The sequence below is a fragment of the Burkholderia sp. APQ4-4ca genome (assembly GCF_057837105.1).
The window spans coordinates 21,774-29,453 of record NZ_JBYQCG010000079.1 but is presented as its reverse complement, the minus strand read 5'-3'; the positions used below and the strand labels follow the sequence as shown (position 1 = coordinate 29,453).

Sequence of the window (7,680 nt, the reverse complement as noted above, 5' to 3'; positions counted from 1 at the left end):
GAATGCGACGGCGCGACGACCGGCCGCGCGCCGTCCTTGCCGAGCCACGCCTTGAGGAGCGCCGAGCCGACCGCCATCGCGAACGCCGCATCCATCAGCGCCGCGAGCGCGACCTGACCGATCCACAAGCTGTCGAACTTCATCGCGCGGCCCCTCCCGCAAGCGGCAGGCCGGCAGTGCGGCGGCGAGGGAACGGGCAGCGGGAGGCAGGCAACGGCACGGTAGAAAACGTCATCGATGAATCCGGAAACGGGAGAAATGACTGGACCTGCGGCGGAGGCGGCGCCGCGCGACCCGCGAGTGTACGGTCTTCGATGGGGAAAACGCACGCCGGTTCACATGAGCCCGGCGCAATGCGCGTCAAATTGTCGCAAGTCGCAAACGGACAGGAACCGATGTCCTTTTGCCAAATAGCCGTCATTACCCATCGATGATAGAATGCCGCGTCGCAGCAGCCCGGCTGTCCTGCCGTCCATGCGCCGAGCCGATCGTAGCCCGGACAAGGTCCCCGACGAATAAACATGGAGTCTCGTGTGTCTTCAAGACGCCTCTTCCGTCCGCTGCTCGCCGTTCTGATGATCGGCGGCGCGGGCCTTATGAGCGCTGCCCAAGCGCAGACCAAGCCCACGGAGCAAGCGCACGCCCAGCAGGCGCCGCTCAAGGCACCCGATACGATGGCCGAGCGCGTGCGCGGCTGTACCGCATGCCACGGCGTCCACGGCCAGGGCACGGACAACGACTACTTCCCGCGTCTGGCCGGCAAGCCCGCCGAGTACCTGTACAACCAGCTCGTCAACTTCCGCGACGGCCGGCGCAAGTACCCGCCGATGAACTATCTGCTGACGTACCTGAACGACGATTACCTGAAGGAAATCGCCGAGCACTTCTCGGCCGAACGTCCGCCGTACCCGACGCCGGCGAAGCCGACGCTGCCGGCCGCGACGCTCGCGCGCGGCAAGCAGCTCGTCACGCAGGGCGACCCGTCCCGCAAGCTGCCTGCCTGCGTGGCCTGCCACGGCGCAGGGCTGACCGGCATGCAGCCGGCGATCCCGGGCCTCGTCGGCCTGCACGCCGATTACCTGAGCGCGCAGCTCGGCGCATGGCGCTCGGGCAACCGTCACGCGAAGGCACCGGATTGCATGCACGAGATCGCATCGAAGCTGTCGGATGAAGACGTGACGGCCGTGACCGCATGGCTCGCCGCGCAACCGGCGCCCGCCAACCCCGTGCCGGCCCCGGCGCGTTCGATGAAGACTCCGCTCGCCTGCGGCAGCGAACCGCAATAAGGCAAGGGAGACAGACACAATGAAACGCAAGTCCCTGTTTGCACTCTCGGCCGTCGCGATCGTCGCGGCTGCCGCCCTCGTGCCGGTCCTGTGGCCGGGCAACGACACGCTGCACGGCGCCGCCGCCGTCGCGGCCACGCCGGCCGACCAGGCCGCGCTGATCAAGAAGGGCGAATACCTCGCGCGCGTCGGCGACTGTATCGCGTGCCACACCGTGCGCGGCGGCAAGTCGTTCGCGGGCGGCCTGCCGATGGCGACGCCGTTCGGCACGATGTACACGCCGAACATCACGCCGGACGACCAGAACGGTATCGGCAAGTGGACGTCGGACGACTTCTACCGCGCGATGCACACGGGTCGCTCGAAGGACGGCAGCCTGCTGTACCCGGGCTTCCCGTTCGCGAGCTACACGAAGGTCACGCGCGCCGATTCGGACGCGATCTACGCGTACCTGCGTTCGGTGCCGCCGGTGTCGGTGCCGAGCCGTCCGCACGAACTGAAGTTCCCGTTCAACAACCGCAACCTGCTGATCGGCTGGCGCACGCTGTTCTTCAAGGAAGGCGAGTACAAGCCGGATCCGACGAAGTCGGTCGAATGGAACCGCGGCGCGTATCTCGTCGAAGGCCTCGGCCATTGCTCGATGTGCCACACGTCGATCAACATGATGGGCGGCCCGGTGAGTTCGTCGGCGTTCGCCGGCGGCCTGATCCCGCTGCAGAACTGGTATGCGCCGTCGCTGACGAACGACAAGGAACTCGGCCTCGGCGACTGGCACGTGCAGGAGCTGTCCGACCTGCTGCAGGCCGGCGTGTCGCAGAAGGGCGCGGTGTTCGGCCCGATGGCGGACGTGGTCCACAACAGCCTGCAGTACATGACCGACGAAGATACGCGCGCGATGTCGACGTACCTGAAGTCGATCCCGCAGAAGGCTGAAGCGCCGAAGAACATGCAGTACGAGCCGTCGAAGCAGTTCGGCAACGCGCTGTTCGACCAGGGCAAGAAGATCTACGCGGACAACTGCGCGACCTGCCACGCCGAAACCGGCGCCGGCAAGCCGCCGGCCTATCCGCCGCTCGCGGGCAACCACTCGATCATGATGGAATCGGCGGTCAACCCGATCCGCATGGTGCTGAATGGCGGCTATCCGCCGAGCACGTTCAAGAATCCGCGTCCGTACGGGATGCCGCCGTTCGCGCAGTCGTTGTCGAACCAGGAAGTCGCGGCGGTCGTCACGTATATCCGGATGTCTTGGGGTAACAACGGTACGCCGATCTCGCCGCAACAGGTGAGCGACCTGCGTTCCGCGCCGCTCGACTAAGAAGCGGCTCACACAAACGGGGCGCGGCTGCGGGAAACCGCGGCCGCGCCCTTTTGCTTTTTGGCTGTTTAGCGATGCAGGTTTGCCGCGCGGGCCGCGCGCTGTGTCGCCGATCATAAAACTCAAGAGTGGTATCTATGTCTTTCGAATCTCTCGGCTTGGCCGAACCGCTGGTCAAGGCGGTCAACGAGCTCGGCTACACGTCGCCGACCCCGATCCAGCAGCAGGCGATCCCGGCCGTCCTCGGCGGCGGCGACCTGCTCGCCGGCGCACAAACCGGCACCGGCAAGACCGCCGGCTTCACGCTGCCGATCCTGCAACGCCTGCACACGTTCTACGCCGAGCACCGTGGCGCGAAGCGCGCGGTGCGCGCACTGATCCTCACGCCGACGCGCGAACTCGCCGCCCAGGTCGAGGAAAGCGTGCGCGCGTACAGCAAGTACCTGAAGCTGCGCTCGACCGTCATGTTCGGCGGCGTCAGCATCAATCCGCAGATCGACGCGCTCAAGCGCGGCGTCGACATCGTCGTCGCGACGCCGGGGCGCCTGCTCGACCACATGCAGCAGAAGACCATCGACCTGTCGGATCTCGACATCCTCGTGCTCGACGAAGCCGACCGGATGCTCGACATGGGCTTCATCCACGACATCAAGCGCGTGCTCGCGAAACTGCCGCCGCAGCGCCAGAACCTGCTGTTCTCGGCCACCTTCTCCGATGAAATCAAGGCGCTCGCCGACAGCCTGCTCGACTCGCCCGCGCTGATCGAGGTCGCCCGCCGCAACACGACCGCCGAAAGCGTCGCGCAGAAGATCCACCCGGTCGACCGCGACCGCAAGCGCGAGCTGCTCACGCACCTGATCCGCGAACACAACTGGTTCCAGGTGCTGGTGTTCACGCGCACCAAGCACGGCGCGAACCGGCTCGCCGAGCAGTTGACGAAGGACGGCATCAGCGCGATGGCGATCCACGGCAACAAGAGCCAGTCGGCGCGTACGCGCGCGCTGGCCGAGTTCAAGAACAGCACGCTGCAGGTGCTCGTCGCGACCGATATCGCCGCGCGCGGGATCGACATCGACCAGTTGCCGCACGTCGTCAACTTCGACCTGCCGAACGTGCCCGAGGATTACGTGCACCGGATCGGCCGCACGGGCCGCGCGGGCGCGACCGGCGAAGCCGTGTCGCTCGTGTGCGTCGACGAGAAGCAACTGCTGCGCGACATCGAGCGGCTGATCAAGCGCGAGATCCCGCAGGAAGTGATCGCGGGCTTCGAACCCGATCCGAATGCGAAGCCGGAGCCGATCCAGCAGCGCCGCGGGCAGCAACAGCCGCGCGGCGGTGGCGGTGGTGGCGGCAATCGCCAGCCGCGTGCCGGCGGCTCAGGCCAGCCGGCCGCGAAACGCGACGGCAACGCGCAACCGAAGGCTGCCCAGCAGAAGGCCGCGAAGCCGCGCACGCAAGGCGGCGCCGGCGCGGGCGGCAACAGCGGCGGACGTCCGGCAGGCGGCGGCAACGGCGCCCGCCCGGCAAGCGGCAACGCCGCGCATCCGAACCGCAACCGTTCGTCGCGCAGCGGCCAGCGCGGTCACTGAAGCCGCTCGGCCGCGCGCCGCAGGTGCTCGATCTGGCGTTGCCAGCGTGCGAGCACCGCGGCGCGCTCCCCTTCCAGCGTGAACGTGACGCCTGTCGCGAGACGCGCATAACCGACCCGCTGCGCATCGCCGTGCGCGATCGTCGCAGCGAATCCGGCCAGCCCGCCGAAGTCTCCTTCGAGCGGCGCCATCTCCAGTTGCGCCTGAAAGAACGCGCCGTCCGCGACGAGCGTCAACGCGGCCGCGCGCCGTCGCGCGATCGCGCGCGCCGCTCGCGACTGCGGCCAGAGCGCGATCAACAGCGTGCGCGCATCGTGTGCGTAGATCTCGCCGACGCCGAGCAGCGTCGTGCGCAACTGGCCGTCGTCGGTCGCGACGATCAGCGACGCGGCGACGTCGGCATGACGCTCGAGCGCGGTGCCGTCGAACAGCGACACGACGGCGGGCGGCCACGCGTCGAACGTCCATTGTTCGAGCGCGTGGCGATGGGTATCGGTCATGATGGCGTGGCCCGGTTGCGGATCGGAAGAGGAGGCGCCAGCATACGCGCGCCGGGCCGGGCCGCGGCGATCAGCGCAGGAAAACGTGCCGCGTGATCTTCGTGAGCGGATAGTGGACGCCCGGCTGGATCTTCGCGGGCAGGTCGAGCGGCTTGAGCAGCATCTTCACGCACATGTCGGCCGACAGGTTGCGACGAACGAGCGAATTGATGCGCGCCGCGCGCTCGCGGTTGTACTGGCTGTCGCCGACGCGGTCCGGATAGCGGATCGCGAACACGTGGCGCAGCGCGATCTCGGAATCCTCGTTCTTGATTTCCATCACGCGGCGCGCGAGCGCACCGAGCACCGCGAGCCGGCCGTTGCCTTCGACCTGGTTGTACTTCTTGAAGAACTTGAAGAAGTGCTTGTAGTGACGCACTTCGTCCGTGCGGATGTTGTCGGTGATTTCCTTCAGCACCGGCTCGTCCGAGCATTCGTTGATCGCGCGATAGAGCGTGGCCGTGCCCGTCTCGACGACGCAGCGTGCGACCATTTCGAGCGCGCGGGTTTTTTCGAACGCCTCGACCGAGCAGGTCTTCGAATACTCGGCGAAGAAATTCGCGAAGGCCGTATCCCAGTCGAACTCGGGCCACACGTGCGCGATATACGCCTTCAGCGCGCGGCCGTGCTGCAATTCTTCGGGCTCCCACGCACTGTTGAGCCATGCGGAGACTTCCGGATCGTCATTGAAGAATTCGCTCAGATTGCTCGTATAGAGATCCGAGCCGCTCTCGATGAACGACGACGCGCACAGCAGCAGCAGCAGATCCTCGTTCGCGGCGGCACGCTGACGATCGATCCGGTTCAGGTCGATGTCCTCGATACGCCACGGCATCACATGCGTCGTTTTGGTGTCCATGGTAGTGCGCTCCCAGTCGTCGCGCGGAGGCCGGCCCGTGCCTGGGGCACAGGCGCCAGCCGATCCGCAGGCGGCGTTTTACTTGCGTTTATAGTGAGTCGGTCCGGCCGAACCATCCTGGCATCTTAGCCGGACTTTGAAGTTCGTGCTCCAGAGCACTGACCATACCCGACAGGCGCAGTTCCACGGCGTCTGTTGCCGTTCGTTAGATGAGTCCTTCAAACCGCTTGCGCGCCTTCGATGGCATACGCCGCGCCAAACGAAACGGGCGGCCGCCGGGCCGCCCGTGATACGGGGAAACTGCAAGGCGATCTGAAGCGATCCGTCAGAAACCGGCCGCGAGCCCGTCGCGCCGGCTGTCGCTCGCGGCCACGTAGCCGCGCTCTGGATCGTCGGGATCGAGGCGCCACACGAACTGTCCGGACCCGAAATCCATGTAAGGATCGTCGATCGACTGGATCGTATGGCCGCGGGCGGCCAGCGCGTCGACCGTCGCGCGGTTCATCGTCGCCTCGACGTCGAGCGTGAAGTCGCGGTTGACCTTCCAGCGCGGCGCGCAGCACGCGGCCTGCGGCTGCTGGCCATAGCCGAGCATCCGCACGATGGTCTGCAGGTGGCCCTGCGGCTGCATGTCGCCGCCCATCACGCCGAAGCTCATCACGGCCTCGGTGCGGCCGTTGGCTTCCTCGGTGACGAACGCCGGGATGATCGTGTGGAACGGCCGCTTGCCGCCCGCGACGACGTTCGGCGAAGCCGGGTCCATCGAGAGGCCGTACCCGCGGTTCTGCAGCGCAATGCCGGCGCCGGGCACGACGAGCCCCGAACCGAAGCCCATGTAGTTCGACTGGATGAAGCTCACCATCATCCCGCGCTCGTCGGCCGCCGACAGGTAGATCGTGCCGCCCGAATGCGGCCGGCCGGCGGCGAAATGCGTCGCGCGCGCACGATCGATCAGCTTCGCGCGTTCGGCGAGATACGCATCGTCGAGCATCTGTTCGGGCGTGACGTCCATCGCGCGCGGATCGGCGACGTAGCGATAGACGTCGGCGAACGCGAGCTTCATCGCCTCGATCTGCAGATGCTGCGAATCGACCGAATCGACCGGCCATTCGGTCAGGCCCGCATGCTCGGCGATGCCGAGCGCGATCAGCGCGGCGATGCCCTGCCCGTTCGGCGGGATCTCGTGAATCGTGTGACGGCCGAAGCGCTTGCCGATCGGCTCGACCCATTCCGGCCGGTACGCGCGCAGGTCGGCTTCGGTCAGCGCGCCGCCGCCTTCGCGCGCGAACGCGGCGATGCGCTCGGCGAGCGCGCCTTCGTAGAACGCCCGGGCGCCGTCCTTCGCGAGCGTGCGCAGCGTCTGCGCATGACCGGGCAGGCACACGCGTTCGCCGACGAGCGGTGCGCGGCCGCGCGGCATGAAGGTGTCCGCGAAACCGGGCAAGCCCTGCAGTTCGGGAATGGCCGCCGCCCACTTGTGCGCGACGATCGGCGGCACCGAATAGCCGCGCTCCGCGATCTCGATCGCCGGCTCGAGCAGGTCCGCGAACGGCAGCGAACCGAACTTCGCGTGCAGCGCTTCCCAGCCCGCGATCACGCCCGGCACGGTGACGGTGTCCCAGCCGCGCGTCGGCTTGTTCGCGATGCCGCGGGCGCCCTCGCCGTGGCGCTTGCGGAAGTAGTCGACGTTCCATGCGGCCGGCGCGACGCCCGATGCGTTGAGCCCCGACAGTCGCTCGCCATCCCACACGAGCGCGAACGCATCGCCGCCGAGCCCGCACGACACGGGTTCCACCACCGTGATCGCGGCGGCCGCGGCCAGCGCCGCGTCGACCGCGTTGCCGCCCTTCCACAGCATCCGCAGCCCGGCCTGCGCGGCAAGCGGGTGCGACGTCGACACGACGTTGCGCGCGAACACCGGAATGCGGGTCGACGGATACGGGTTGTGCCAGTTGAAGCCACTCATCGATGCCACCTCGCCGAAAGCTGAATGAACGTGCCCGCGCGAACGGGCAGTCCGCCATTCCAGCGCGATAAGCGCGATCGCGCAAATTCATTTGTCACATGAATCCATGCCATTTCCGCATGA

6 protein-coding genes and 1 pseudogene are annotated in these 7,680 nt (G+C 67.3%); 3 read left to right on the top strand and 4 right to left on the bottom strand.

The window, feature by feature from the left end; translation table 11 throughout:
* Positions 1-329: pseudogene (locus AC3IFE_RS09850) on the bottom strand (copper resistance protein CopD); the annotation flags it as partial.
* A gap of 192 nt (positions 330-521) precedes the next feature.
* Here AC3IFE_RS09850 and AC3IFE_RS09845 point away from each other — a divergent pair.
* The 3 genes from AC3IFE_RS09845 (at position 522) to AC3IFE_RS09835 (ending at position 4,193) form a co-directional block, all read left to right on the top strand.
* On the top strand, positions 522-1,286 hold the full coding sequence (locus AC3IFE_RS09845) for a c-type cytochrome (RefSeq protein ID WP_089468381.1): 765 nt from the start codon (positions 522-524) through the stop codon (positions 1,284-1,286).
* Positions 1,287-1,305: 19 nt separating this feature from the next.
* Positions 1,306-2,604 carry a c-type cytochrome gene (locus AC3IFE_RS09840; protein ID WP_006477897.1) on the top strand — a complete coding sequence of 433 codons (1,299 nt, stop codon included), beginning with the start codon at positions 1,306-1,308 and terminating at the stop codon, positions 2,602-2,604.
* A 137-nt stretch (positions 2,605-2,741) separates the two neighbouring features.
* Positions 2,742-4,193, top strand: coding sequence for a DEAD/DEAH box helicase (locus AC3IFE_RS09835; RefSeq protein ID WP_489190399.1), 1,452 nt, complete (start codon positions 2,742-2,744; stop codon positions 4,191-4,193).
* On the opposite strand, the gene AC3IFE_RS09830 is transcribed toward AC3IFE_RS09835, so the two are convergent.
* The 3 genes from AC3IFE_RS09830 to AC3IFE_RS09820 form a co-directional block, all read right to left on the bottom strand.
* A complete protein-coding gene (locus AC3IFE_RS09830; protein WP_489190398.1) occupies positions 4,187-4,693 on the bottom strand; it encodes a hypothetical protein in 507 nt (168 codons plus the stop codon). The genes AC3IFE_RS09835 and AC3IFE_RS09830 overlap by 7 nt on opposite strands.
* A gap of 70 nt (positions 4,694-4,763) precedes the next feature.
* Positions 4,764-5,591, bottom strand: coding sequence for a ferritin-like domain-containing protein (locus tag AC3IFE_RS09825; RefSeq protein ID WP_089468384.1), 828 nt, complete (start codon positions 5,589-5,591; stop codon positions 4,764-4,766).
* A 325-nt stretch (positions 5,592-5,916) separates the two neighbouring features.
* The gene (locus AC3IFE_RS09820; protein WP_489190397.1) at positions 5,917-7,557 is read right to left on the bottom strand and encodes a gamma-glutamyltransferase family protein; all 1,641 of its coding nucleotides are present in this window, start codon (positions 7,555-7,557) and stop codon (positions 5,917-5,919) included.
* Positions 7,558-7,680: the final 123 nt, after the last annotated feature.

Excerpts from the sequence above, each read along its gene's own strand:
- AC3IFE_RS09845 (WP_089468381.1), top strand. The coding sequence starts at position 522 with ATGGAGTCTCGTGTGTCTTCAAGACGCCTCTTCCGTCCGCTGCTCGCC.
- AC3IFE_RS09820 (WP_489190397.1), bottom strand. The coding sequence starts at position 7,557 with ATGAGTGGCTTCAACTGGCACAACCCGTATCCGTCGACCCGCATTCCG.
- AC3IFE_RS09840 (WP_006477897.1), top strand. The coding sequence starts at position 1,306 with ATGAAACGCAAGTCCCTGTTTGCACTCTCGGCCGTCGCGATCGTCGCG.
- AC3IFE_RS09825 (WP_089468384.1), bottom strand. The coding sequence starts at position 5,591 with ATGGACACCAAAACGACGCATGTGATGCCGTGGCGTATCGAGGACATC.
- AC3IFE_RS09830 (WP_489190398.1), bottom strand. The coding sequence starts at position 4,693 with ATGACCGATACCCATCGCCACGCGCTCGAACAATGGACGTTCGACGCG.
- AC3IFE_RS09835 (WP_489190399.1), top strand. The coding sequence starts at position 2,742 with ATGTCTTTCGAATCTCTCGGCTTGGCCGAACCGCTGGTCAAGGCGGTC.